This is a genomic window from Mucilaginibacter aureus (genome assembly GCF_053514885.1).
The window spans coordinates 1,678,946-1,703,061 of the sequence record NZ_CP170601.1 but is presented as its reverse complement, the minus strand read 5'-3'; the positions used below and the strand labels follow the sequence as shown (position 1 = coordinate 1,703,061).

The following is a 24,116-nucleotide window of genomic DNA, read 5'->3' as shown; positions in this document are numbered from 1 at the left end:
TTAGATGTGAGTATTGAGATGTGAGATATGAGATACGATCCTCAATATCTTCGCCTCGCTACGGTTATTAAAGCAGAAGAGCCTTTCTCTTGTCGAGGAAGGCTCTTCTGTGGTTTTTATATTTTCATTTCTATATACCAAGATCACCCTCCGTGCGCTGTGCCGCCGGTAGTTGTGGTTGTTGTGGTTGTAGAAGTGTTTGTTAACATTGTTGTGCTGTTTGTATGCGGCGGTAAAGTAAGTGCTTATATTTCAATTGTGCAAGGGTAATTTTAAAATTTTTAGATAAAGTCGATGGGGTGGGTAGGAATTTGGGCCTGAGGCCTTTTTATATTCCTCACTCGGCCGGAGCCGAGCGAGGGCGTTGCGGTTTGCAGTCGCTCGCGTCCACGCGAGTGACAACTATACAAAGGTCTCCGGCCCATATTATCAATCAACTTTAAAAGGCGAATCAGGATTAGCGCTACTGTAAACATAGTTCGCCTCGTCGTTAACTGTTCCCGATTCTACCGGATTATGATGAATATAGTCAACTTTTTGATCAAAAACGGCGGAGGTATATAATTCGATAGGATGATTGGTTTTTTGCCAAAACATATATTCGCTGTTTTGCTGGTGATATTTAGCATTAAATTGAAACAAGTGCAGTAACCAATCTTTCCGGCTTTCCTGAATATTTGATTTAATAAGTGCTATGATGCTTTTAGCAGTATAACTTTTAAGGTCGCGGATTATATTGGGTAAATTATTGTCATCATTAGCAACTATCATGTGGATATGGCTGCTCATTATACAATACGCAAACACTTTGAGGCCTTTATGCTTTCTGCAAAATTCAAGGCTTTTTAAAAACTCATCGCAATAATCGGCACGGATAAAAACATCTATCCAACCTACAACAGTTAGTGTAATAAAGAAGGGGCGATCGGTATTTGCCTTTCGTAATTCGGACATGCTTAAAAGTAGGCAATAAATTTATCGATTTTGCAAGTTGTTGGAATTTAGGCCAGAGGCCTTTCTATATTACTCACTCGGCTGGAGCCGAGCGAGTGCATTACGGTTTGCAGTCGCTCGCGTCCGCGCGAGTGACGACTATATCAAGGCCTCCGGCCTATACTACAATAAACTTTAAAAGGATTCTATCTGGTTACGATGAATACGCTATTATCACCTAAAAGTTGAACGGATCACCAAACAACAACAACACCGTCAGCGCGAATAAGTAAAGACTCACCAAATTTTGTACGCCGATCAAAATACGGGTCCAACCGCTCGATTCTAAGGTATAATCCTCTTTTAATAGTTTTTTTGCCCAATCGTTTAGGTTATACGGCCCGAAACCTATCGAAAAAGAGGTAAGAATACTCAGAAACAATAACCGTCCGGGCTGTATACTATCTTTAACTGTCACAATGTTACCCTCTTTTGTTTCTGTTTTATGCTTGATGTTAATATCGAGCTCGTCAATAAAAAACAGGAAAAGATAAAACCGGTAGAACAGGTAAATTAACGTCACCAATATAAACAACGGCTGAAATGGGTTTAAACCATAGTCGCTTGTTACATCAAAAAGAAGACAACTGATCCATTTTGTGACGAATGAATTATTGAGCTCAAACTTACGACGTTGTATGGCAGCAGTAATTTTGCGTTGCGCTTCGGTAAAACCTTCGGTTTTTAACTGCTCCCGCAATTTTATTAACGCGCCGGGGCTGGTTCTATAACTTACCGAATCTAAATTGTAGGCCGAGGCTATTTCCTGAACATTGGTAACGGTATCCGGCTCAAAAATAACCCCGGCCATGTCGGTACAGGCAAAGCTTACATTATTCAAATTTACATCGGTAAAAATGGCCCCGCGAAGGCTTGATCCCAAAAACGAGCAGTTTGTTAATGTGCCCTTGTTGAAATTGGCCCCATCCAAATGTGAATTGAAAAAAGTAACATTAGTGAAACGGGAGTTCGAAAATTCGACATCGTTAAAAACCGACGAATTAAAACCGCTACTGTCTATTTTGGTTTTACTTAAGTCGGCCGATGTAAAATCGGTATTGAAACAAAGGGTGTTTCTCGTTCGTTTCACGGCCGAAAAATCAAGCCTATGCCCCGCCCTCGGGCCATCCTTTAACCACTTTAGATGTTCTTGCCGTGCCTGGTAGCCAAATAATAAAGAGTCGCGGCCGTATACAAGCGGCTTAAGCCTGTCAATATCTGCTTTTGTGTCGTTTGTATTGCTCATCTGGCTGGGCAGTATGCCCTTAATGGCGATAAGATACATGCTGCACAATACCGCAACCTTATTGTTATCCGATACCGGCTGATTACCTCCCAAAACTATCTTATTGGTTCCTGGTTTTAAAGTATCGGCTACCATAACAAATTCCCCATCTTTATCTGTAGAGGCAAGGCCCTGCACTATTTGTGTTTTTTTATGTGCAAGCCAGCCCGGCCCGTGTTTAGGATAGAGCCTTTGGTCAAACAAGTAATAAACGATAACATTTTTCTTGCTGGTAATAGACACCGAAAACATGTTACCCTGATTGCTGGTTTTATCGTCGTTAGCTGTCTGGATAAGCATACTTCCGGCTAACGCGGCCGGAATTTTTGTAAACCGGTATACCCTATCAATATACAAGCGATTATGAATAGCTAACCGACTAATGGTATACTTTTTTCCGCTGTTGGTAGTAATATAGTTAGGTAGCTTGGGCTCTTGATATAATACCAAAATCACAAAGGTGATCAATGTGGCCAGGTCATAAAGCAGTATCCGCGAGTAATAGAGTGTAAAAAGCCTGATATTAACTAATAAACAAGCATTAGCTAAAATAATAACAATTACCCCGCACAGCAGCATATTTACTTAATTAAATATTTGTTAATTAAGTAAATATAAAAAGTTTGCGCTACTTTTTACTTATATAAGTTAAGTCCCCGGCGTATTACATTACCTTAATTCATCCCTATCGGCGCTCCTGGTGGCATTTCCAATGCCGGGGCGGGTTGAAATTTGGTAGGATCTTTTTCAAAGTCGGCTATCTGCTGCATACCGAAATACAGCGCGGCTTTTTGCTTAGGTGCGGCAACAGCCAGCTGGCCTTTCATCCAGTTTTTTAGTTCGTATATCTTTAACAACGTTTGCCCCTTTACATTTTCGGCAGCAGCGTTATCGGCAGCTAAACCCAGTAAATGTTTTAGGGTAAGGTTGTTCACCATGCGTTGCAGTTCGCCTTTGTAACCGGGGGCAACGGGCGCTTTCCAGGTTTGGAGTAATATTTTATCTACTACAGGCATAAAGCCGGGCTGCTTGCTGTCGCGGGCCTCATACTCAATTAAGCGTGCGGCACGCTCGGCATCAAAAAGGTTTGATAAGGTGTTATCGGCAGCCGATTCGGCCGTAGCTATCGGATCGAAAGTTATACCGGTGTGCCCGCCAAATGTTTCCACAGATGACGGGTATCCGGTAGGTCGCGGCGGTATTTTTTGTATCAAAGCTTCCGGCAAGGCCAGGGCATCGGGTGTAATGGTATTCATCAGGGCATTCAGGGCGCGCCATTGCTCGGCAGGCTCAACCATTTTGGTGGCTACCTGCCCATCGTTTTTAATGGCATGGGTATAGTACAAGCCGCCGATAGACTTTGCGGCTGCTAAAACCTGGTAGCGGTGCAGCAGGTACATGGGCACCAATACTTCTTCTAAAGTAGCCATAGGCTCGCCCTGGCGTATCGCTTTTTCTGAAAAATTATTGAGCACATGCTTGCGCACAGCCATTAGTTTATTGAGCTGATCGATAGGGTTTACGCCATCATCCCATTGGTTTGCAATGGGGTTTACGCCCAGGGCCTGATCGGGCGCATATACAAAGCCCTGCTTCAGGGTCTCTTTAGTGATTTTATCCAGTTCGGCATTTTCATCAGCCCCTTGCGGAAAGTCAGCATAACCCCACATAATGGCGCGCTTATCCCAACTGCCAATGCCCCTGGCATACACGTTCGAAAGATCGATGGTGCCATCAGGCTTTAAGCTAAACCGCGGGAAAGGATAATCCATAACTGAACCGCGGTTGTTTGGGCTTGCGCCGAAGTTGTGTGTAAGGCCAAGGGTATGACCGATCTCGTGCGCGGATAGCTGCCGAATACGAGCCAAAGCCATTTCTTCCATATCTTTAGGAATGGGCTTGCCATCTATGTACGGCTGTAACAGGCCTTCGGCGATCAAGTAATCTTCGCGGTGACGATCGGAACCAAGAGTTACCATACCTTTAATGATCTCGCCGGTACGGGGATCAATGTACGACGCGCCATATGAAAAAGCGCGGGTTGGTTTAGCCGAGCGGTTTACCCAGTTAACGATATTGTAACGGATATCCATCGGGTCGGCACCTTCGGGCAGTACTTTAACAATGAAAGCGTTTTTATAACCGGCAGCCTCAAAAGCCTGGTTCCACCACGAGCCGCCTTCAACCAATGCTTTTAATATCAATGGCGGCGCACCACGGTCAATGTAATATACAATAGGTTCAACAGGCTCGCTCACGGCTGCCAACGGATCTTTTTTAGCTAAGCGATGGCGTTCGATGAAGCGCTTTTCTATCGGTTCGCTCATAGGAGCCGAAAAATCGAGGTAACTAAAACCAAAGAATCCCGAACGCGGATCGAAGCGGCGGGGCTTGTAATTGTTATCGGGCAGCTCCACAAACGACTGGTGCATTTTTACCGTAACCGAACCGGCATCCGGTGCGATGTTACCACGGCCATTCCCCGCGAAGGTTAATATCGCTTCGAACTCGGTATTTTTAGGGAAGTTTTTGGTGTTATCCATATAAACTGCCGAGCGGCTTTCATCCACGCGGTAACCGCCGCCGGCAGCACCACCGCCCCTATTGCCACGTGCCGCGGCTGCACTGCCTGTGTTAGCCGAGCCGCTGCCGATACGATCGCCAACCTTTAAGGCATCGCGAACGATGAACGGGGTAAGGTCGACCAGCACTTTGGCACCTTCGGTTGCAACAGGTGCAAAACCGAATATGATAGATTTGGCAAAAGCATTTTCAACATCGTGCTGCTCATCGGCACTGCCGTTAACTGCGCGGTAATTTAAATTGGGCTCCAGCAAAAACACTTTCGGGCCAACCTTAATAAATTTGGCTAATTCGGCTGATGACTGACCACGCTCGGCGCCGCCGTTGCCGATACCATCAACTAATGAGCTGTAGTATAAAAACTCTTTATTAAATTGATCTTCGTTTATCTCGAGATATATCTTACCGGTTTTATAATCCGAAAAGAAAGTAAAAAAGCCTTCGGTCTTTTTGAGATTTTGAGTGACAGACTCGATTGTTGCAGCCGGACGGCTTTCTGCTGCGGGTCTTCCGCCATCGCCTCTTTGGGCAAAGCACACATCACACGAAAGCAATAAAGTAACTATTGGTATAAATAGCTTCATACTTGATAATTGTTTTGCAATAAGATCAGTTAACCTTCAAATATTCTGGCCCTGAATAGCCGCGCCGAATAATTTGACCAAAAGATACGGTTTTATTTTTGCAATAAAAATACGCCTCAAAAATTTTACAAAACTTGTTTATCCGGATGAAAATTAGTATATTTATTAGCTAAGCGGCTTAAAGCCGGGAGGGAACGAAAAGAGTTGAAAAATTTCTTACAATTCCCCCCCCTGCTGGATAATGATTGAAAGGCTGGGTTTTGAGGGATTGTGTGCAAGAAGCAGTTGTTATAATACCTCTCTTATTCATGTCTTGACCAAACAAAAGGAAAGGTCAAAATCCAAAGTGGCATTGGGTTTAGCAATTTCATTCTATAAAAAGATATCGTACCGAACACTACGATCAATCACCGGGGTAAACGTTATATCTTTTTAAATATCTTTGTATAATTGCGCTACCGGTATTGGGTGGCAGGCGTGTTAAGATACCACACGTATTCGCAGATCTGAGCCTTTCTTTAATAGAACAAGATCGCAAGCATGGATTGGACATTTGGCGAATAAACAGACGTTTTTTAATGCGCACGATGTTAACAAAAACAGCAGTGCTGATGTACAAAAAACCTCGATGGTTATTATTATGTTTGCATGTTTTTTTGAACGACCCTATTTATTTACTACTGTAGTGCAAAACAGCCATGAATATCCATGTGGCAAAACAATAGTTTATCGGGGGTATGTTTATGAGTTTAATATAACCCATACAGAATTAAAGAAATTGATTAAACCGTAGAATGAATAAGATTGTTAATAATGAATTAGATGACAAGGCCTATAAAAAGCTTCAAATTGCTCATAGGATATTTGCTGCTATAGTCGCCATATTCATTGTCATCGTGGTTTCTTTAAACAAACTTGTAGGTGCCAACATTTTAAACCGCAATGATAATTCGTTGCTGTATGTTGCATTTGCTGCTACCATATTGTTCCCTATCATTTCCAACTACATTTTTTATAAACGGGTTGAAGAAATTGATCTGGATGAGCCCGTGAAATACCGGTTTAACAATTTTTTTAACGCAAATATTATACGCTACATATGGATAACCGGAGCGGGGATCTTAGATCTCATGGTGTGGTTTTTTACGGCAACCATGCTTATCGCCGCGTTTATTGGGTTTCTGTTTTTGATATTTTTGCTGATACGCCCCATCAAATCTAAAGTGATCAGAACATTACGCCTGAAACCGATGAAAGAAAACAGCAAAGCTGCATAGTTAATCCGGTTTTAGAATAAGCCTTTGTCCATCAGCTTTTTCTTTTCCTCCTGCTCTCTTTTACGTTCGGCTCTTTTTTCCTGGCGAATTTGCTTTTTGGTTTTACCGGCCGTATCTACTACCGGTTCTTTTTTACGGGTGGTATCCTTTTTGCCGAACAAACGCTGGAAAAAGTTGAGTTTCTTTTCGGGTTGGATAACAGGGATGGCATTATCTTCCTCTTCGTCATCCTGCTTAAGCGCCTTAACCACAGCCGCCGTATCGCCCGGAGCAATAACCACGTGCGAGCGCTGGCTCGATTTCAGTCGAACTTCATCGAAACCGTAGTTCAGGCTATCCATCAGGTTAATATAGTGCTGGTTAGCCATCATACCGCCTAACGAGTGGAAATAATTACGCAGGTAATCCTTTAGGCTGCCATCGGGTTGAAAGGCGTATAAACCTGCTTTGGGTTTGGGTACAATGCTGGCCAGATAGATACTTTCGCCCAGGTTAAGTTCGGCCGGACTTTTACCAAAGTAGTAGTGCGATGCTTCGCCGATACCGTATACATTGTTACCCCATTCAATAATGTTGAAGTAAACCTCCAGCATCCTGTTCTTTGATATAATGTGCTTGTTCTCTATCATCCAAACGATCAGCGTTTCTTCAATTTTGCGCACCATGGTTTTTTGGCGACTTAAAAAGGCGTTTTTAACCAGCTGCATGGATATGGTACTGCCGCCGCGTTTAAACTTCTTCTCCTTAAAATCAACCGCTATTGATTTACGGATGGCCTCGGTGATAAAGCCGTGGTGGCTGTAAAACGAAGGATCTTCGGCTGTCATTACCGCATGCTGCAGGTAAGGTGAGATATTAGCCAATGGTGTATAATCAGGATTGTCGGGCCCGATAGTTCTCGGCGGCATGGGTTTGCCTTTTTCGTAAGGCGTATACACAAAGGGGCCATTAAGCTTGTTCAGATCGGTATTACCGTATTTAACCACGTTAAAATTGTCCTGCTTCAAACTCGAGTCAAACTGCACGGCATCGGGGTTTGAAGTATCCAGGTAAAAATTGAGATTATAAGCCAGCTTGCCGCTAACCTGTATCCCCGCAAGGGCATCAAACGTACCCTGTGGAAACGAGTTAAATACCTTTTGCGCATCAGTCATCGGCATAGCCATTTTCATCTCGTAAATCTTAACCGGTTTCAGCGTGTATTTAACGTACGGATTGGCGATAACATCTTTAAGGTGGATTACCGATGAACTGTCGACCGATAGATAATGCTCGCCGATAAAAATATTGGCATCGATGGAGCCATTAGGCACCACAATATCATTTGCTGCTATGCGCGGATGATTGATCAATAAATTATTAACCGACCATGAGCTGTAAATACGTGTTTCGCCATTGCTGCGCTCTACCTTGTTCAGCTTGGTGCTGATGGTGTCGAAACTGAGCTTAAGTCCAAATTTCTTCCGGATAAAAGGCATCTCCACCTTTTTGTTGTCCGAGTATAGCCTTACGTCGATATACTTATCGCTCGGGCGCATTTTTCCGCTAAGGTGAAGGATTGATTCGCCGTTGTTGACCACGATCGTCGAACTTAGGTTACTATCTTCAATTTTTGCCGATTTTGCCAGCACGGCTACGCTGCTGCTATCGTCGTGAAACCTGATGTTGAAATCTTTAAGATCGAGCGCATCGGGTATTTTGTAAAGTACCTGGTTGATGAGGTTATTGGCCACCACCGACATATCGCCATGCGACGAGTCTGTGGTATCGCGCTTCTTTTTGAATAGGAAATCGAAATTTTTAACCCCGTGCACACTGGTTAAATTAAGCCAGCCATTATCCAGTTTAACCGATGCCAGTTTAACGTTTCCAAAAATTAACGGCCACAGTTTAACACTCACTTTAAAACCATTGATATTGAGCAGGCTGTCGCGGTTTTGGGGCACAATGGTAATATGGTCAAAAGCAATAGTACTTAGGCCTACAAACCGTGCCGAGCCTATTTTTACATCTAAATTATAATCTGCTTTTGCTTTTGCCGTAGCTTTGTCAATGGCATTGTGGAGTAGGGTTTCGCGCTTAAAATAGGCAATTGTACCGCCTATCACTAAAAGTATAAATATCGACAACAAAACTATGCCGCCAATGCGGAGGTACTTTTTATCTGGTAGATGCATCAGTAAATTTTTCCAAAACTAATAATCTTATCTTTACAAAGTTTATCGTAAATAACTATACCGTAACAAACTCCTTAACCGGCTGTTTTACATTTTATCCGAATTACAAAAATGATAACCAAAGAACAAGTACTTGCTGCCCTGAGCCACGTTGAAGAACCCGATCTGAAAAAAGACCTGGTAACCTTAAACATGGTTGAAGATATCCGCATAGATGGCAACAAGGTAAGCTTTTCCATTATATTAACAACCCCGGCATGCCCTTTAAAGGCAATGATTGAGAACGCCTGCCGTAACGCTATATTGCATTTTGTAAGTAAAGATGCCGAGGTAAGCATCAACATGACATCGCGCGTTACCACACAAAGCGGCAACAGCCTGCCGGGTATTAAAAATATTATAGCTGTTGCATCGGGCAAAGGCGGTGTAGGTAAATCAACCGTGGCGGTTAACCTGGCCTTAGGTTTGGCAAAAACAGGCGCTGCTGTTGGTTTGATAGATGCCGATATTTACGGCCCGTCAATACCGATCATGTTTGGTTTGGAGGGTGCAAAACCTCGCGCAAGCAAACTGGACAATGGCAAAACTCAGATAGAACCTATCGAAAAATATGGCATCAAGCTGCTTTCTATCGGTTTCTTTACCGATCCGGATCAGCCGGTGCCATGGCGTGGGCCAATGGTATCAACCGCGGTAAAGCAGTTGTTTAACGATGGCGATTGGGGCGACCTGGATTACCTGGTGGTTGATTTGCCGCCCGGTACAGGCGATATCCACATTACCATTACACAAGGCTTCCCGATAGCAGGCGCCGTAATAGTAACCACGCCGCAAAATGTAGCCTTAGCCGATGCGCGTAAAGGGGTGGGTATGTTTTTAATGGATGCTATTAACGTACCTGTTTTAGGTGTGGTTGAAAACATGGCTTACTTTACCCCGGCCGAACTGCCCGAAAACAAGTATTATATTTTTGGCGAAGGCGGCGGTAAAAAGTTAGCCAACCAAATTGGTGTGCCGTTGCTGGCACAGTTGCCGCTGGTAAAAAGCGTGTCAGATTCAGGCGATTCGGGGAGACCGTTGATTTTGGATGATAATAACCCAATGAGCGCCGCGTTTATTGATATGGCTAAAAAAGTGGCTCAGCAGGTGGCTATTGTAAACGCTAAAGCGGCAGCGCAAACAGCAGTTGTACAATAAATTAGTATCTTTACTATAAATATTAAAAAGATGGATGTGTTAGCGCAGGTAGAGGCAGCCTTAGACACTATTCGCCCGTATCTGGAAACAGACGGCGGAAATGTTTCGATTGAAGAAATTACCCCGGAGGGTGTAGTTAAATTGAAGCTGTTAGGGTCGTGCGGGTCGTGCCCGATGAGTATAATGACGTTAAAGGCCGGTATTGAGCAGGCTATTAAAAAGGCAGTGCCCGAAGTTACAGGTGTTGAAGCAGTTAACTTAACGGATATTGATGATCCGCATGCGGTATTGCCCGAAAATTTGAGATAAGTTAAAGAGTGTTAAATTAGCGGATATTATAACAGCTGATCGCATAAAAATGAGTTCATTTGCGTTCTGGCTTTAAAACTTTTTAGAGGCTAATTAGTATATTAAATAATACAGGTGTTAAAATGAAGCGGCTATTCTTCATATTGTGTACATTTATTACCGTCTCGGCCTTTGCCCAGCAAAAGCCCGAGCACCCCATAGTTCAGTTTAGCGGTGTGGTTTTAAATGGCGATAGCACCAGTATAGTACCATATACCTCAATAACTAACGTTAGCAATCCAAAACAAAGCAACCTGGCTAACTATAAAGGTTATTTTTCTTTCGTGGTGCATGAGCAGGATACCCTGATCTTCACGTCGATAGGTTACGCATCAACCACTGTGGTTATTCCATCAAACTTAAAGGATAAAAGCTATACCATCGAAGTAAAGCTTCGCGCTCAATCGGTGCATTTGCCTGTAGTACGTATTTTTCCGTGGGCAACTACCGATGAGTTTCACAAAGAGTTTTTAGCCATGAAGATAGCTGATGACGATTTAGAAATTGCCCGTAAAAACCTGAGCGGTAAATCAATTGCGGCGTTGGAGCGGTCGTTGCCGTTAAATGCACAGGATCATCAAACGCTCAACTTCCAGGATATGCACAACAACATCGTGAACCAGCATTCGCTGATGCCTAACCCGTTATTAAATCCGTTTGCCTGGGGTGCTTTGATCAAAGAGATCGCTGCGGGTAATAAAAGCCGTGGGGTAGACGATAATTAACGGCCTTTTTTAGCTGCCGGAAATTTCATCTTATAATCAACCGATACGTTTCCTTTCGAAATATCAACCAGCTTTTTCTCTATCAGGCGTTTACGTAAAGGGTTTAGCTTGTCGGTAAACAGCTTGCCTTCAATATGGTCGTATTCATGCTGAATAATGCGCGCGGCTAAGCCCGAAAAGCTTTCTTCGTGATGTTTCCAGTCGGTATCGTAATAAGATATGCGCAGGTTTGGTTTGCGGTATACATCCTCCCTTATTTCGGGGATACTTAAACAACCTTCGTTAAAGGCCCATTCTTCGCCGTCTTCGCTTAAAATGCGGGCGTTGATGAATACTTTTTTAAAGTCTTTCAGTTCCGGTTCGTCATCGTCAAACGGCGATGCATCAACCACAAACAAACGCATAGATAGCCCAACCTGCGGCGCTGCCAAACCAACACCTTTAGCACCGTACATGGTTTCAAACATATCCTCAACTAATTTTTTAATATGCGGATATTCAGCAGATTCAATGTCGGTAGCTTTTCTTCTTAAAACAGGGTCGCCGTAGGCTATGATGGGTAATTTCATAAGGTACAAAAATAACAGTTTATTCGTTAGGCTCAAATAGCAAAGTAGTTAACCTCGCGGGATCAAATACTTCATTAGCTATCGCCTGCATTTCATCGGCAGTAACGGCATTGATCTTGGCAAAGATCTCTTCAATGCTATCCACATAACCAAAATCCAACAAACTTTTAGCCATGGCGATGATAAGCCCGATGCGATTTTCCTCGCCCAAAGCTATTTGCCCGGCAAACTTTTGCTTCGCCTGGTGCAGCTGCAAAGTGCCTAATTTTTGCTCACGCAGCTTTTTAAGTTCTTTATGGATAAGTTTAATGGCCCGCTCCGCCTTTTCGGTATCGGTACCAAAGTAAATCGAAAATATCCCCGTATCCGAAAACGGCGAGTAATTCGATTCGATAGTATAAGCTATGCCGTATTTTTCGCGGATCTGCAGGTTAAGCCTCGAGCTCATGCCCATGCCGCCTAAAATATTGTTAAGCAGCAGCAAGCCGTTCTTTTTATGATCTGCCGCCGCATAAGCCTGCCCGCCGATAACGCCGTGCGTTTGCGAAATAGGTTTAGAAAACCGGGCAATTGACGATAGTGTTACATCGGGCTTTACGCGATTTTTGCCGGTGGTATTTTCCTTTACTTGACCAAAATATTTTTCCCCCAGTTTGATCAGTTTCTTAAAATCGTACTCGCCCAATACCGCGAATACCATTTGGTGGGTATTGTAGTTTTGTGCAATAAACTTGGTGATATCGGCTTTTGCCAAAGCGTTTACTGAAGCTGCTGTACCTAAAATATTGCGGCCCAGCGGATGGTCTTTAAATAAAACATCCTCAAAATCATCCTGGATGGCCTCGTCGGGCTGGTCAAGGTATGATGCGATCTCGTCCAGGATCACGCTTTTTTCTTTCACTAGCTCTTCTTCCGGAAAGGTGGAATGAAAAACAATATCCTCGGTCAGGTCAATGGCCCGCTCCAAATGCTGTTTTAAAAACGAGGCGTGTATGCAGGTATATTCCTTGGTGGTATAAGCGTTTAGATCGGCACCTACCAGCTCCAGCCGGTTCAATATCTGTTCGGTATTGCGGCGCTCGGTAGCTTTAAAAAGCAAATGCTCAATAAAATGCGCCAAACCGTCTTTGCCCGGTGCCTCATCGCGCGCGCCGGCATTGACAATAAAGCAGCAATGCGCGATAGGCGATACGGCATGCTTATGCAACAGCCTGATGCCGTTAGGTAGTGTGTAAACCTGGTAATCCATTAGCCGGCAAAGATAAACGAATATTCGGGCATTGAGTTTAAGCCAATTGTAAACAATTACCTATTTTAGACGGATGAATATCCAGATAGAAGAACTGACCTTCGAGCCGATGATCCCTTATGAGGACATCGAAAAACGCACTGCCGAAATTGGAGCCATGCTCACCGAAAAATACAAGGATAAAACCCCTGTATTTGCCGGCGTTTTAAATGGCTGCTTTATGTTTATGGCCGATTTGATTAAGCAGGTGCCTATTCCCTGCGAGCTTGCTTTTATGAAGCTATCATCGTACCATGGTGGTTTGGAAACTACACGCACCATTACCGAAGAGTTTAACCTGAAGGTTGATATCCAGGGGCGCGACGTGATTTTGGTGGAAGATATTGTGGATACCGGCAACACCCTGCGTTATGTGGTTGATAAATTAAGATCGTTAAACCCGGCATCGATCACCGTTTGCGCTCTGCTTTACAAACCCGATGCCATGGAGCACGACATCCCTGAATTGGAATACGTTGGCTTTGAAATTGAAAACAAGTTTGTGGTAGGCTATGGCCTGGATTATAAAGAGTTGGGCCGTAATTATAAGGATATTTACCAGTTGGTGAAATAGTTATGAAAAGATGGCTTGCCCTGCTGATCAATGTGTTTTTCGCTTTACGCGGATACAGCCAGGATGTGCCCCGCATCCCCGTGCACGATCTGGTAATGATCAAACAGGATAGCCTGTACTATATTTTTTGTACCGGCCGCGGCATAACGGTCTGGTCGTCAAAAGACCGGGTGAACTGGAAGCGTGAGAAACCGGTATTCGCCGCCTCGCCGGCCTGGGTGCCGCAAGCTGTACCTAAAAACAGACCGAATGATTTTTGGGCTCCTGATATCTCGTATCACAACGGTAAATATTACCTGTTTTACGCGGTATCGGTATTTGGCAAAAACACATCGGCCATCGGCCTGGCTACCAACAAAACCCTACATACCGATTCGCCTGATTTTTTGTGGGAAGACCAGGGCGAAGTGCTCCGATCCGTACCGGGCGAAGATCATTTCAACGCGATCGACCCTAATTTGATGCGCGACGAAAAAGATGTGCCATGGCTTTCGTTCGGCTCTTTTTGGGATGGCATTAAACTGGTAAAATTAAACACCGATCTTAAATCGGCGGCACAGCCCAAGCCCTGGCTCACCATTGCTAATCGCGGCGATCAATCTGTAAATCCTAACGACACCGCTGCCGGAAGAGGCGCCATTGAAGGGCCGTTCATCTTTAAATATGCCCGTTACTACTATTTGTTTGTATCGTGGGATTATTGCTGCCGGGGGCCAAAAAGCAATTATAAAATGATGGTGGGCCGCAGTAAAACAATAACCGGCCCGTACGTTGACCGTAATGGCATTGATATGGCCAAAGGCGGCGGCACCTTAGTTTTAGCCGGCGATCAAAACTGGTACGGCGTAGGTCATAATGCCGTTTGTACTTTCGATGGGGTGGATTACCTCGTCTTCCACGCTTATGACGCAGCAGATAACGGACGCTCCAAATTGCGGATTGAACCGTTGGCATGGGATAAAGACGGATGGCCGGTTGTAGAAACTCAAAAATAGTCGCAACCTATCTCTATATTTGACCCTTTCAATAAACCAGAACATCATGTCAAAAACATATATCATCAGCGGAGCAGGCAGCGGCATTGGTCGTGCTATAGCCATTCAGTTAGCATCAACAGGCAATCAGTGCATTTTACTTGGCCGTAAGAAAAAAGCCCTGAAAGAAACCCTTGACCTGCTGTCGGGCCATGGCCACCAAACGCTGATCGCGGATATCCGCAGTAAAGATAGTTTGGAACATGCTGCATCCGAATTGGGCGATACTGCTGTCGACGGATTGGTAGCTAACTCGGGTATAGGCGGCGAAAACTACTGGGGTGATAACGACCGTTGGAACGATATCATCAGCACCAACCTTACCGGCACCTATAATTTTGTGAATAGCTTTTTACCCTGTATCCGCAAAGGCGGCGATACTGAAAAACATATCCTTATCACCTCATCGGTGCTGGCGCGTTTGGGCGTGGCTAATTACTCGGCTTACTGTGCGTCGAAAGCGGGTTTACTGGGCCTGATGCGCTCGTGGGCGGTACAATTTGCTCCCGAAAAAATACTGGTTAACGCCATCTGCCCCGGCTGGGTCGACACCGAAATGAGCCAGGAAGGTTTACAGGGCATTGCCGATAACATCGGGATAACCAAAGACGAATTTTACGATATCGCCATGCAAAGCGTACCATTGCGCCGCATGAGCCAACCCGATGAGATAGCGGGTTTAGTAGCCTACCTGTTAAGCCAGCGCTCCATAACCGGACAAACTTTGGATATCAATTGCGGTGCTATTATGAATAGTTAGGGATGCAAATAACTGATTAACCTAATAACTCAATAACCACTCACCTACTTCGTACTTATCCTTACAGGATTTGAAGGGTAACTTTCATTCTTCAGCCGGTCTATCGCCGTAACCACATAGGTATAAACTTTACCCGCCTGTATGGTCTTATCCTCAAATTTCGTAGCGGTATCGTACTGAATATGCAGAATGTTTGCAGGATCATCCATCGGCAGCTTTGGCCCGGCGTTTTCAAACCTGTAAATTACGTAACCGTAAACAGGTTCTCCGTCTTTTGCCAGGTCGGGCGCTTTCCAGGTGAGTACAAATGAGCGCGGCTTAATGGCAATATCAAACCCTTTAGGCGGGTTAGGCGCTATCGAGTCGAGCCAGATCATTACCGGGGGCAATGCCGGGTTATTGTAATAATTTTCCCTGAGCGAATCGGTAAAACCCAATGGGTTTGCCGTGAGCGATGCCGAGCTAAAGAAGATACTGCCCTGTATGCGGTCGTTTTTACGAAGGTACTTCATCTGGTTCGGCGCTTCGGCAGCCGAATGAAATCCTGATGTTCTGCGCTGTTCGCCGATGCGATAAGCTGCCTGCCCGATGTATAAATGCCTGCCGAAAGCGTTATTGCTCCACCAGTCTACCAGGTTTTCAAACGCTGCGGGCGGGTTGCCAAACGGCCAGTAAATTTGCGGGGTAATGTAATCCACCCAGCCTTCTTTTACCCATTTGCGCGAGTCGGCATAAAGCTCGTAATACGAATCGCCGCCGCGCGATACCGATCCTTCCGGATCCTGCCGCTTGTTTTTCCATATCCCGAAAGGGCTGATACCAAACTTCATGCGCGGGTTATGGTCGTGTATGCTATCTGTCAGCATTTTGATCAGCCGGTTCACATTGTCGCGGCGCCAGTCTTCAATATTGGTAATGCCGTTGTTGTACTTGTTAAAAGCTTCGGTATCGTTAATACGCTGCCCGGCAATGGCATAAGGGTAAAAATAATCGTCCATATGCACGCCGTCTATATCGTAATTATCAACCACGTTTAAAATGGTTTTTACAATGTATTCGCGCACTTCGGGTAACCCCGGATTGAACAACTTTGTGCCGCCGTAGGTTAAAAACCATTCGGGGTGAATTTTGGTAATATGGTTAGCACTTAAAAGTGATTCGTTTGGCGAGAAGGTAGCGCGGTACGGGTTAAACCAGGCGTGCAGTTCCATGCCGCGTTTGTGCGCTTCGGTAATGGCAAAATCCAGGGGATCGTAAAACGGATCGGGAGCCACACCCTGTTTCCCGGTTAACCAGCGCGACCACGGCTCGGTTCCTTTGGCATAAAAAGCATCGGCCTCAGGGCGGATCTGGAAGACAATAGCGTTAATGCCTGTTTCCTGGTGCGAATCCAGGATGTCTATCAGGTCTTGTTTTTGTTTTTCGGTGGTTGATTTCCTGGCGCTCGGCCAGTCGATATTGCTTACCGTAGCAATCCAAACGCCTCTAAACTCACGTTTCGGATCGGGCTTAACCTGGGCATGTACATTTACGATGGTTATAAAAAAACATAAAACGGTTATCAGCGATCTTTTTTGATGGGCCATCAGGGAACAAAATTAAAGGTGCAAAGATATTAATCCCCGGCTAATGGTTAAGAAATTTAACTCATACTGATGGAGTTGCATAAATATTTGTATCAGTTGCAAACAATTTGCCCGTAATTTATTTTTACTAAAGTTAAAGTGCGCACAATAAGTGTCGCCACTGTTAAATTTGCCAGGGTGCATAAAAACATTAAAAAAACATATCTTAGAGGGCTTATTCATACTACCATAATACATTACCGAGAAAACACGTTTATTCCGAAGACCAACTAACTACTTGATGATATGGATCAACAGCAAAACCAAACCCCCAAAAAAAATTCGAATGTTGTTTATTTTTTAATTGTAGTGCTCGCCGCACTGTTAATAACCAATGTTTATTTATGGTTTAGCAATAAAAAGAACGACAACCAGCGAACAGTTTATTTAACCGAAAACAAGGGCCTGCAAGCACAAAAAACTCACCTCGAAACTCAAATTGATAGTTTAGAGAACCAGCTGGAACAGGCCAATACCGGCAAAGCCCGGTTATCAAAAGCTTTAATGGCCAGTAACGATTCGCTGAAAGCCAAAATAAAAAGCCTGCGGGTAAAGTTATATAATGGCAAGCTTACCGCCGAAGAACTGGCCAAGGCCCAGGAAGATGTGAAGCAGTTACGCTATTTTGTAACTAAATACACTACCGATATTGAAGATCTGAAAAAGCAAAACCAATCCCTCACATCAGAGCGCGATACACTAAAAACCAATTTGGCTACGGTTAGTGAAAAAGCCACTACCTTACAAAAACAAAACGAAGACCTCAATAACAAGGTAACTATTGCCTCGGCCTTAAAGATCGGCAATATTAATGTTACGCCTTTAAAAGTGCGATCGAGCGGTAAAGAGGTAGCCAAAACCCGCGCAGCAGCTACCAAAAAGATCAAGATAGACTTTACAGTTGCAGGTAACGCTGTAGCCGAAAAACGTTTGCACGATATTTTTGTACGGGTTATTGACCCAACCGGTAACCTCATCACTTCGTCCGATTCGGGTAATTTTCAAACCGATGGGCAGGAACTGCAGTTTACTTATAAAACTGCTATTGATTTTAAAGACGATGGCAGCGGTTATACCATCGAGTGGACAAACCCTAACCCGTTCCAAAAAGGAGTGTACACCGTATTGCTTTATGCGGATGGATACACCATGGGCAAAACCAGTTTCACCTTAAAATAAGCTAAACAATTTCAAACATCATACAAAGGGATACCGCAAGGTGTCCCTTTTTTGTTAGAGACAGAGGGGTATTTGTCGGTATTTCAAAGAAAAAATCACCACGCGTCATTGCGAGCGATAGCGTGGCAATCCCCGACTTGAAGGTCGAACTTGCAAAGCCGCTCTGTAAGTCGGGGATTGCTTCGTACCTCGCAATGACGCACGGAGAAACTTCCTTTAGCCCGGATTTGCAATCCGCGTTACCCAAGCAAAAAACAATCAATCATTCAACAATTCAGTCCTTCAATCATTAACAGCAGGGGGGAAATTGTAAGAATATTTCACAATTGTTTTAGTCTTGATTCCTGGCTCTTGATTCTTGCCTCTGCTCCCAGGGGGGGAATTGTAAGAAATTTTCGCAGTCTTTATGCTTCTGGCTTTCAGCTTCGCGCTTCCGGCTAAACAACACAATATACAAAATTATTACGAGATTACCTTACGCAGAGGCCCTGAAACTGATATAAAATGTGGTACCCTTACCTAACTCCGTATCGAATGAAATAGTGCCACCTGCGTATACAATAGCATTTTTTACCAGCGCCAGGCCAAGGCCGGTGCCCGAGCTTTTGGTGGTAAAGTTGGGTACAAATATCCGCTCGCGCAAAGCCTCGGGTATCCCGCTGCCGTTATCAATTATCTTAATATAGATCTCGTCGCCGGTAATCACATATCTAATTTCAACAACCCCTTGTCTGTCTGCCGGGACGGCCTCAATGGCATTTTTTAACAGGTTATTAAAGCAGCGCAGTATCTGGTCCCTGTCGGCCATAATAAAAAAGCTGGCAGTAGCTGGCGGGGCATAAACAATTTCAAAATTATCGGTTTGTTTAAAAATGTTGGTAGCCTGGGTTATCACATCAAACAAATTAAAACGCTCCATCTTAGTTTCGGGCATTTTGGCAAAGTTTGAAAACTCCGACGCTATACGCGAAAGGCTATCAATCTGCTCCACAAACGATTTGCTGAAACGCTCAAACTTCAGGTCAAACTTAGGATCCTTATCCCGCCAGGCCTTTTCGAGCAATTGCAGGCCCAGTTTTAATGGTGTTAGCGGGTTTTTAATTTCGTGCGCTACCTGCTTGGCCATTTCGCGCCAGGCGTTTTCACGTTCGGATTGTGCCAGTTTTTGAGCGCTGTTCTCAAGCGCAGCGATCATTTTGTTATATTCTTTGATCAGCGAGCCTATCTCATCGTTATGGTTCCATTGGATAGGCTCGTTTTCACGACCATAAATGGTATTACTTAAACTTTGCTGTATCAACGTTAAGGGTGTAGTTATTTGCCTTGCAATAGCTATCGCAAATAAGCCTATGGCTATAAATACCAGGGCGTACACATTGATCATGGTGTTTAAAAATGCCCCTATGCGTTCGCGGTATTCGGCCTCGTTGGCAAAATAGGGCAGCTGTAAAAATCCTATAATTTCGTGTTTGCCATTTCGTAATGGCGCGTAAGCCGCTTTATAATCCAGCGTGCCAATAACCTCGGGGTTAATAAAGCCCGACTTTTCTAAACGGCTCGAATAAATAAACGCCTTGGCGTTCATGCGTGGCTCTATCAACCTGGCTTCGTATAGTTTGGGCTGCGTGGTTAAAAGCTCCTCGCCATCTTTATTATACAGGGTCAGGTCGGCCGAATAGGTGTTGGCAAAAGTATTAAATTCAAGTTGGGATGATTCGGTTGAAGCCGTCGCAATTTTGTCGGCCAGGTTGAGTTTTTCAAACGCGATGGAAATACGTGCCATCTTATCGTGGATGATCTGATCCTGCTGGCTCAGGTATTGATTGCGCACAGAAAGAAAGGTAATAACACCGATGATCACCAGGGTGATCACCACTGCGAACACCATCGAAACCTGGATGCGTGTTTTATACAATACCTTATCAAAGTTTTCCCAAAAAACCCATTTAAATGATTGTATCCTGATCAGGCTGTTATAGTTTTTCCATACGTAAATGCATCCCAATACAATTAGATTAAACGCCAGGAACACCAAAAAGAAAAAAGTAAGCGAAGTTATCCCACTATAAAACATATCGTCTTCTTTGGTAACCACAATGATCTCGCGCTCAGAAGGCTGATAAATTAAATGCGAATAATGGGTTCTATCCGTCCCGGTGCTATCCCCCAGCGAGGTTTTGTAAACAAATTGTTTAAGCTTGCCGGCAAACCCAAAATTGGCCAGGCTGTAAATATATTTACCGCTTTGATTCAATAATTTGCCGTCGCTGTAAAACGCATACGAATAGCCTTTAAAATCGTCGGCCTGGTATAACGAGTTTTCGGTAAGCAGTTCGGGGAAAGGTTCTACGCTTCTAAAAGGTTTAGATTGCAGCCCGATAACCATAGTACCCAAAGTAACCGAGTCGGCCTGGATAGGGATCATGGCGAAATAGCTTTGAAAGCCAAACGAGTTATTGGGCTTATAAAAATACCGTGTATGGCCAACCTTAATGGCGCTTAACTGCACCAGTTGCTTAAAGTCGTAAAGATCGAATGCTTCGCTGCCCGATATCCATTTGTCCAGGTCATCGTACTCGTAGGTTTTAAAATCGTACCTGGAAAGATATCCGTCGAAATAAAGCTTTTGAAACCTGTCGCGCAGATAGTTGTAGTTACGTGGCCCACCTTCAAAATAGGCAAGAACTACCGTGTCGGTGATGAGCCGGTCCTCTATCTGCTTAAACAGGTATTCGGCAGTGGTGTCGCTGGCCGATTCGAGTTTTTGCGCCAGTATTTTACGGGTATCTTTTTCTTTGACTGATTGATACACATACAGTTTAACCGACGATACTGACGAACAGATAATAATAATGCCGATATAGGTTAACGCGCTAAACTTGCCCGAATCACAATAAACCGCGTAACCCCGTATAATGACCAGTAACGACCATAGCAGGTAAAAATCCGAAAAGTCTTTTTGTATGATCTCGTATACCGTAGCCGCGAATATGAACGAAAGAAAAATGATAAGTTTGTGCAGGTGCGGTATATTCAATTTCAGGCTCAGGCACAAAATTGTTTCGCTAAAGAGGATGAAAATTAAAAAACCGAAACATAACGCGGTTACGCCAATAAGGCTGAATGAGGTAAGGTTAAGTACGTTATTGACATCAAAGTTGATCTTCGAATTAAATATCAGCGTTTTAAACAGGCCCAATATGCCGGTAGATAAACCAATCAAAAACAAAACGCATCCAACACAAATAGCATAGCTCCGGCCCTTGCTCTGTACCGGTTTGATCAAGTTGAAACGATGCGTGTAAATAAATACCGAAAACCAGGTGGCCAGCAATATATTGATCACAAAATCGCCAAGCGACGGGAACCATCTACCCGATCCATAATACGAGGGGTCGAATAAGGGTACTGCGGCATAAATATCCGGCCATTTGTAGAACAGGTTTATATAACGCAATGCCACGATAAAAATGGCCATGATAGCAAATGAGCTCAAAACATAACCTCTTTTGGCAACGCGATGTGCCAGGTTATGGGTTAATGCGCAAAGCAGTAATAAGCCGGATAACCACAGCAAGATCTGTATGTAGGCAAAAAAGTGGTTAAGATCGTTATTGGTTGCCAGCTTAACCGAAAACAGGTAATGATGGTTGTAGGTGTAAATATTATAACCAACCTTGTCTTCGTCGTTGGTTATCGTGATGTTATCATCCTGTAAAAGATCGGGTGAAAAGATGTTTTTAAGATACGCGTTCTGGTAATTATAGCTGTTTTTAACAGGGATGAAAAAAACAACGGAAAAATCGCGCTCTGTTTTTTTAATGGCCTCGTAATAGCCGTTACCTTCCTTGATAAACGAGCTGCCTTCCTTTATCTCCGAAATATCATTAGGTAATACGCGTATATCGCTCCAATAAATTAACTGGCTGTTTTTGTAAGTTGCGGTATAGATCTTTTCATTCTTAGCCACATCAACCAATTGCAAGGCAAAATCCTCATCGTTGCTGATGTTTTTTAAGCGTGTAAAATTATCCGCATCGTTAATATACCCGGCTACACGCTCTTCTTTTTGGTTTAAATGGGCTTCGAGTGTTTTGGCGCTGCTCTCCAGGTTTTTACCTGGACTGTATGTTTTACGCGCTATTATAGCGGTTAAAAACAAGCTTAAACAAATAAGCGTTAGTAACCAGCGTATTTTAGCAGCAGCGTTCAAAGTTTTTGTATTGAGATAAATTTAATATAAATATTAAGCACCTAAGTTAAAGTTACCGCAATAACCTTAACTAAAGCGCTGCACTTTCGGTTTGAACCGCGCGATCAACTTTTTTAACCAGGCCCTGTAAAACATTGCCCGGGCCAACCTCAATAAATTGAGTGGCGCCATCCTGCAGCATGCGTTGCATGGTTTGTGTCCATTTAACGGGGCCGGTAAGCTGCGCTATCAGGTTAGCTTTAATGTTTGCCGCATCGGTATATGGTTTGGCATCAATGTTTTGATAAACCGGGCAAACCGGACTTTTAATTTCGGTGGCTACAATGGCTGTTTCCAGTTCCTTTTTTGCCAGCTCCATTAACGGCGAATGGAAAGCACCGCCAACGTTTAATTTAAGCGCCCGTTTAGCACCGGCGGCCAGCAGCATTTCGCATGCCTTATCAACCCCGGCAATAGTACCCGATATGACCAGTTGCCCCGGGCAGTTATAATTTGCCGGAACTACCACATCGCTTACACGTTCGCAAATATCTTCTACAGTAAAATCATCCAAACCTAAAATTGCAGCCATGGTTGATGGTTGCACCTCGCAGGCTTTTTGCATGGCATTGGCGCGGGCGGCTACCAGGCGTACACCATCTTCAAATGACAGGGCACCCGCCGAAACTAAGGCCGAAAATTCACCCAATGAGTGGCCGGCAACCATTTGGGGCTGAAACCTGTTGCCTAAAGTTTTAGCCAAAATTACCGAGTGCAAAAATATGGCAGGCTGGGTAACGTTGGTTTGTTTCAGGTCCTCTTCGGTTCCGTTGAACATTACATCGGTTATCCTGAAACCTAAGATCTGGTTGGCTTGCTCAAAAAGGCCGCGGGCGTATTCAGATTCGTCGTAGATGTTTTTGCCCATACCCACAAACTGGGCGCCTTGTCCTGGAAAAATGTATGCTTTCATTGTTTAGTTAGTGAACCCCCTAACCCCCTAAAGGGGGAATAAGAGTCATGTTTGGTTTAGGTTTTTATATTTGCCTTCCGGTTCCCCTTTTGAGGGGTTACGGTGCTTAGCTCAATTTCGACGATATTAAATGTAAAACTTCAGCACGGGTTTTATCCTGTAAAAACTCGCCGGTAAAAGCCGATGTTGTTGTTACCGAATTTTGCTTTTGCACACCGCGCATGCTCATACATAAATGCCTGCATTCCATAACAACGGCAACGCCTAATGGTTTTAACGCATTTTGTATACAATCGCGAATTTCGTTGGTCAGGCGTTCCTGTACCTGTAGCCGGCGGGCAAAGGCATCAACCACACGGGGTATTTTGCTCAGGCCAACTACATGCCCGTTAGGGATATACGCTATATGCGCCTTGCCAAAAAACGGGAGCATGTGGTGCTCACACATCGAGTATACTTCGATATCTTTTACCACAACCATCTGGCTGTAATCTTCGGTAAAAATGGCCGAGTTTAATATCTCGTTTGGGTTAAGGTCGTAACCATGTGTTAAATAAAGCAGTGCCTTGGCTACGCGCTCGGGAGTTTTTAATAACCCTTCGCGGTCGGGATCTTCGCCAACGTGTTTTAATATATCTTTATAATGGGTTGATATACTGCTGATCAGATCCGGATTATAGCGGTCTATTTTCACGTAACCGTCAAGTTCTTCGCCGGGTAAATGGTGGTGATCGTGGTCGTTCATGTACGATG

General features: G+C 44.1%; 19 protein-coding genes. 9 read left to right on the top strand and 10 right to left on the bottom strand.

The window, feature by feature from the left end:
- Positions 1-27: 27 nt before the first annotated feature.
- Positions 28-270 (top strand): hypothetical protein, encoded by a 243-nt coding sequence (locus ACFGVR_RS07185; RefSeq protein ID WP_448702055.1) that lies wholly within the window; start codon positions 28-30, stop codon positions 268-270.
- Between the two features lie 159 nt (positions 271-429).
- Here the strand turns inward: ACFGVR_RS07185 and ACFGVR_RS07180 are convergent, their stop codons facing one another.
- The 3 genes from ACFGVR_RS07180 to ACFGVR_RS07170 form a co-directional block, all read right to left on the bottom strand.
- A complete protein-coding gene (locus tag ACFGVR_RS07180) occupies positions 430-954 on the bottom strand; it encodes an REP-associated tyrosine transposase (RefSeq protein WP_448702054.1) in 525 nt (174 codons plus the stop codon).
- Positions 955-1,171: 217 nt separating this feature from the next.
- Positions 1,172-2,857: a pentapeptide repeat-containing protein gene (locus tag ACFGVR_RS07175; protein WP_448702053.1), complete on the bottom strand. Its 1,686-nt coding sequence runs from the start codon at positions 2,855-2,857 to the stop codon at positions 1,172-1,174.
- Between the two features lie 95 nt (positions 2,858-2,952).
- Positions 2,953-5,445, bottom strand: coding sequence for a zinc-dependent metalloprotease (locus ACFGVR_RS07170; RefSeq protein WP_448702052.1), 2,493 nt, complete (start codon positions 5,443-5,445; stop codon positions 2,953-2,955).
- Positions 5,446-6,239: 794 nt separating this feature from the next.
- On the opposite strand from ACFGVR_RS07170, the gene ACFGVR_RS07165 reads away from it, so the two are divergent.
- Positions 6,240-6,722 carry a hypothetical protein gene (locus ACFGVR_RS07165; protein WP_448702051.1) on the top strand — a complete coding sequence of 161 codons (483 nt, stop codon included), beginning with the start codon at positions 6,240-6,242 and terminating at the stop codon, positions 6,720-6,722.
- Positions 6,723-6,733: 11 nt separating this feature from the next.
- Here the strand turns inward: ACFGVR_RS07165 and ACFGVR_RS07160 are convergent, their stop codons facing one another.
- On the bottom strand, positions 6,734-8,899 hold the full coding sequence (locus tag ACFGVR_RS07160; protein ID WP_448702050.1) for a transglycosylase domain-containing protein: 2,166 nt from the start codon (positions 8,897-8,899) through the stop codon (positions 6,734-6,736).
- Positions 8,900-9,010: 111 nt separating this feature from the next.
- Between ACFGVR_RS07160 and ACFGVR_RS07155 the strand changes: the two genes are divergently transcribed.
- From ACFGVR_RS07155 to ACFGVR_RS07145, 3 genes are all read left to right on the top strand, one after another.
- Positions 9,011-10,096, top strand: coding sequence for an Mrp/NBP35 family ATP-binding protein (locus tag ACFGVR_RS07155; RefSeq protein ID WP_448702049.1), 1,086 nt, complete (start codon positions 9,011-9,013; stop codon positions 10,094-10,096).
- A gap of 30 nt (positions 10,097-10,126) precedes the next feature.
- Positions 10,127-10,405: a NifU family protein gene (locus ACFGVR_RS07150; RefSeq protein ID WP_448702048.1), complete on the top strand. Its 279-nt coding sequence runs from the start codon at positions 10,127-10,129 to the stop codon at positions 10,403-10,405.
- 122 nt (positions 10,406-10,527) lie between these two features.
- Positions 10,528-11,169: a hypothetical protein gene (locus tag ACFGVR_RS07145; protein WP_448702047.1), complete on the top strand. Its 642-nt coding sequence runs from the start codon at positions 10,528-10,530 to the stop codon at positions 11,167-11,169.
- On the opposite strand, the gene def is transcribed toward ACFGVR_RS07145, so the two are convergent.
- The gene (def, locus tag ACFGVR_RS07140) at positions 11,166-11,738 is read right to left on the bottom strand and encodes a peptide deformylase (protein ID WP_448702046.1); all 573 of its coding nucleotides are present in this window, start codon (positions 11,736-11,738) and stop codon (positions 11,166-11,168) included. The two genes, ACFGVR_RS07145 and def, sit on opposite strands and share 4 nt — an antisense overlap.
- 19 nt (positions 11,739-11,757) lie before the next feature.
- Positions 11,758-12,987, bottom strand: coding sequence for a M16 family metallopeptidase (locus tag ACFGVR_RS07135; RefSeq protein ID WP_448702045.1), 1,230 nt, complete (start codon positions 12,985-12,987; stop codon positions 11,758-11,760).
- Positions 12,988-13,060: 73 nt separating this feature from the next.
- Between ACFGVR_RS07135 and hpt the strand changes: the two genes are divergently transcribed.
- Genes hpt through ACFGVR_RS07120 form a run of 3 tightly spaced genes read left to right on the top strand, consistent with a single transcriptional unit; the run spans position 13,061 to position 15,394 of the window.
- The gene (hpt, locus tag ACFGVR_RS07130) at positions 13,061-13,600 is read left to right on the top strand and encodes a hypoxanthine phosphoribosyltransferase (RefSeq protein ID WP_448702044.1); all 540 of its coding nucleotides are present in this window, start codon (positions 13,061-13,063) and stop codon (positions 13,598-13,600) included.
- 2 nt (positions 13,601-13,602) lie between these two features.
- The gene (locus ACFGVR_RS07125) at positions 13,603-14,595 is read left to right on the top strand and encodes a family 43 glycosylhydrolase (protein ID WP_448702043.1); all 993 of its coding nucleotides are present in this window, start codon (positions 13,603-13,605) and stop codon (positions 14,593-14,595) included.
- A gap of 46 nt (positions 14,596-14,641) precedes the next feature.
- A complete protein-coding gene (locus ACFGVR_RS07120) occupies positions 14,642-15,394 on the top strand; it encodes an SDR family NAD(P)-dependent oxidoreductase (RefSeq protein WP_448702041.1) in 753 nt (250 codons plus the stop codon).
- A gap of 44 nt (positions 15,395-15,438) precedes the next feature.
- Here the strand turns inward: ACFGVR_RS07120 and ACFGVR_RS07115 are convergent, their stop codons facing one another.
- Positions 15,439-16,980, bottom strand: coding sequence for a glycoside hydrolase family 10 protein (locus ACFGVR_RS07115; RefSeq protein ID WP_448702039.1), 1,542 nt, complete (start codon positions 16,978-16,980; stop codon positions 15,439-15,441).
- Between the two features lie 285 nt (positions 16,981-17,265).
- Between ACFGVR_RS07115 and ACFGVR_RS07110 the strand changes: the two genes are divergently transcribed.
- Positions 17,266-18,198 carry a hypothetical protein gene (locus ACFGVR_RS07110; RefSeq protein ID WP_448702038.1) on the top strand — a complete coding sequence of 311 codons (933 nt, stop codon included), beginning with the start codon at positions 17,266-17,268 and terminating at the stop codon, positions 18,196-18,198.
- Between the two features lie 475 nt (positions 18,199-18,673).
- On the opposite strand, the gene ACFGVR_RS07105 is transcribed toward ACFGVR_RS07110, so the two are convergent.
- The 3 genes from ACFGVR_RS07105 to folE all read right to left on the bottom strand — a co-directional run bounded on the left by ACFGVR_RS07105 (position 18,674) and on the right by folE (position 24,108).
- A complete protein-coding gene (locus tag ACFGVR_RS07105; protein ID WP_448702036.1) occupies positions 18,674-22,411 on the bottom strand; it encodes an ATP-binding protein in 3,738 nt (1,245 codons plus the stop codon).
- 70 nt (positions 22,412-22,481) lie between these two features.
- Positions 22,482-23,363, bottom strand: coding sequence for an ACP S-malonyltransferase (fabD, locus tag ACFGVR_RS07100; RefSeq protein ID WP_448702035.1), 882 nt, complete (start codon positions 23,361-23,363; stop codon positions 22,482-22,484).
- A gap of 106 nt (positions 23,364-23,469) precedes the next feature.
- Positions 23,470-24,108 (bottom strand): GTP cyclohydrolase I FolE, encoded by a 639-nt coding sequence (gene folE, locus ACFGVR_RS07095; protein ID WP_448702034.1) that lies wholly within the window; start codon positions 24,106-24,108, stop codon positions 23,470-23,472.
- Positions 24,109-24,116: the final 8 nt, after the last annotated feature.

What these genes read in the sequence shown, in the direction of transcription:
- ACFGVR_RS07115 (WP_448702039.1), bottom strand. Translation starts at nt 16,980, where the DNA reads ATGGCCCATCAAAAAAGATCGCTGATAACCGTTTTATGTTTTTTTATA.
- ACFGVR_RS07160 (WP_448702050.1), bottom strand. Translation starts at nt 8,899, where the DNA reads ATGCATCTACCAGATAAAAAGTACCTCCGCATTGGCGGCATAGTTTTG.
- def (WP_448702046.1), bottom strand. Translation starts at nt 11,738, where the DNA reads ATGAAATTACCCATCATAGCCTACGGCGACCCTGTTTTAAGAAGAAAA.
- ACFGVR_RS07125 (WP_448702043.1), top strand. Translation starts at nt 13,603, where the DNA reads ATGAAAAGATGGCTTGCCCTGCTGATCAATGTGTTTTTCGCTTTACGC.
- ACFGVR_RS07155 (WP_448702049.1), top strand. Translation starts at nt 9,011, where the DNA reads ATGATAACCAAAGAACAAGTACTTGCTGCCCTGAGCCACGTTGAAGAA.
- fabD (WP_448702035.1), bottom strand. Translation starts at nt 23,363, where the DNA reads ATGAAAGCATACATTTTTCCAGGACAAGGCGCCCAGTTTGTGGGTATG.
- ACFGVR_RS07150 (WP_448702048.1), top strand. Translation starts at nt 10,127, where the DNA reads ATGGATGTGTTAGCGCAGGTAGAGGCAGCCTTAGACACTATTCGCCCG.
- ACFGVR_RS07135 (WP_448702045.1), bottom strand. Translation starts at nt 12,987, where the DNA reads ATGGATTACCAGGTTTACACACTACCTAACGGCATCAGGCTGTTGCAT.
- folE (WP_448702034.1), bottom strand. Translation starts at nt 24,108, where the DNA reads ATGAACGACCACGATCACCACCATTTACCCGGCGAAGAACTTGACGGT.
- ACFGVR_RS07185 (WP_448702055.1), top strand. Translation starts at nt 28, where the DNA reads ATGAGATACGATCCTCAATATCTTCGCCTCGCTACGGTTATTAAAGCA.
- ACFGVR_RS07165 (WP_448702051.1), top strand. Translation starts at nt 6,240, where the DNA reads ATGAATAAGATTGTTAATAATGAATTAGATGACAAGGCCTATAAAAAG.
- ACFGVR_RS07145 (WP_448702047.1), top strand. Translation starts at nt 10,528, where the DNA reads ATGAAGCGGCTATTCTTCATATTGTGTACATTTATTACCGTCTCGGCC.
- ACFGVR_RS07170 (WP_448702052.1), bottom strand. Translation starts at nt 5,445, where the DNA reads ATGAAGCTATTTATACCAATAGTTACTTTATTGCTTTCGTGTGATGTG.
- ACFGVR_RS07120 (WP_448702041.1), top strand. Translation starts at nt 14,642, where the DNA reads ATGTCAAAAACATATATCATCAGCGGAGCAGGCAGCGGCATTGGTCGT.
- ACFGVR_RS07175 (WP_448702053.1), bottom strand. Translation starts at nt 2,857, where the DNA reads ATGCTGCTGTGCGGGGTAATTGTTATTATTTTAGCTAATGCTTGTTTA.
- ACFGVR_RS07180 (WP_448702054.1), bottom strand. Translation starts at nt 954, where the DNA reads ATGTCCGAATTACGAAAGGCAAATACCGATCGCCCCTTCTTTATTACA.
- hpt (WP_448702044.1), top strand. Translation starts at nt 13,061, where the DNA reads ATGAATATCCAGATAGAAGAACTGACCTTCGAGCCGATGATCCCTTAT.
- ACFGVR_RS07110 (WP_448702038.1), top strand. Translation starts at nt 17,266, where the DNA reads ATGGATCAACAGCAAAACCAAACCCCCAAAAAAAATTCGAATGTTGTT.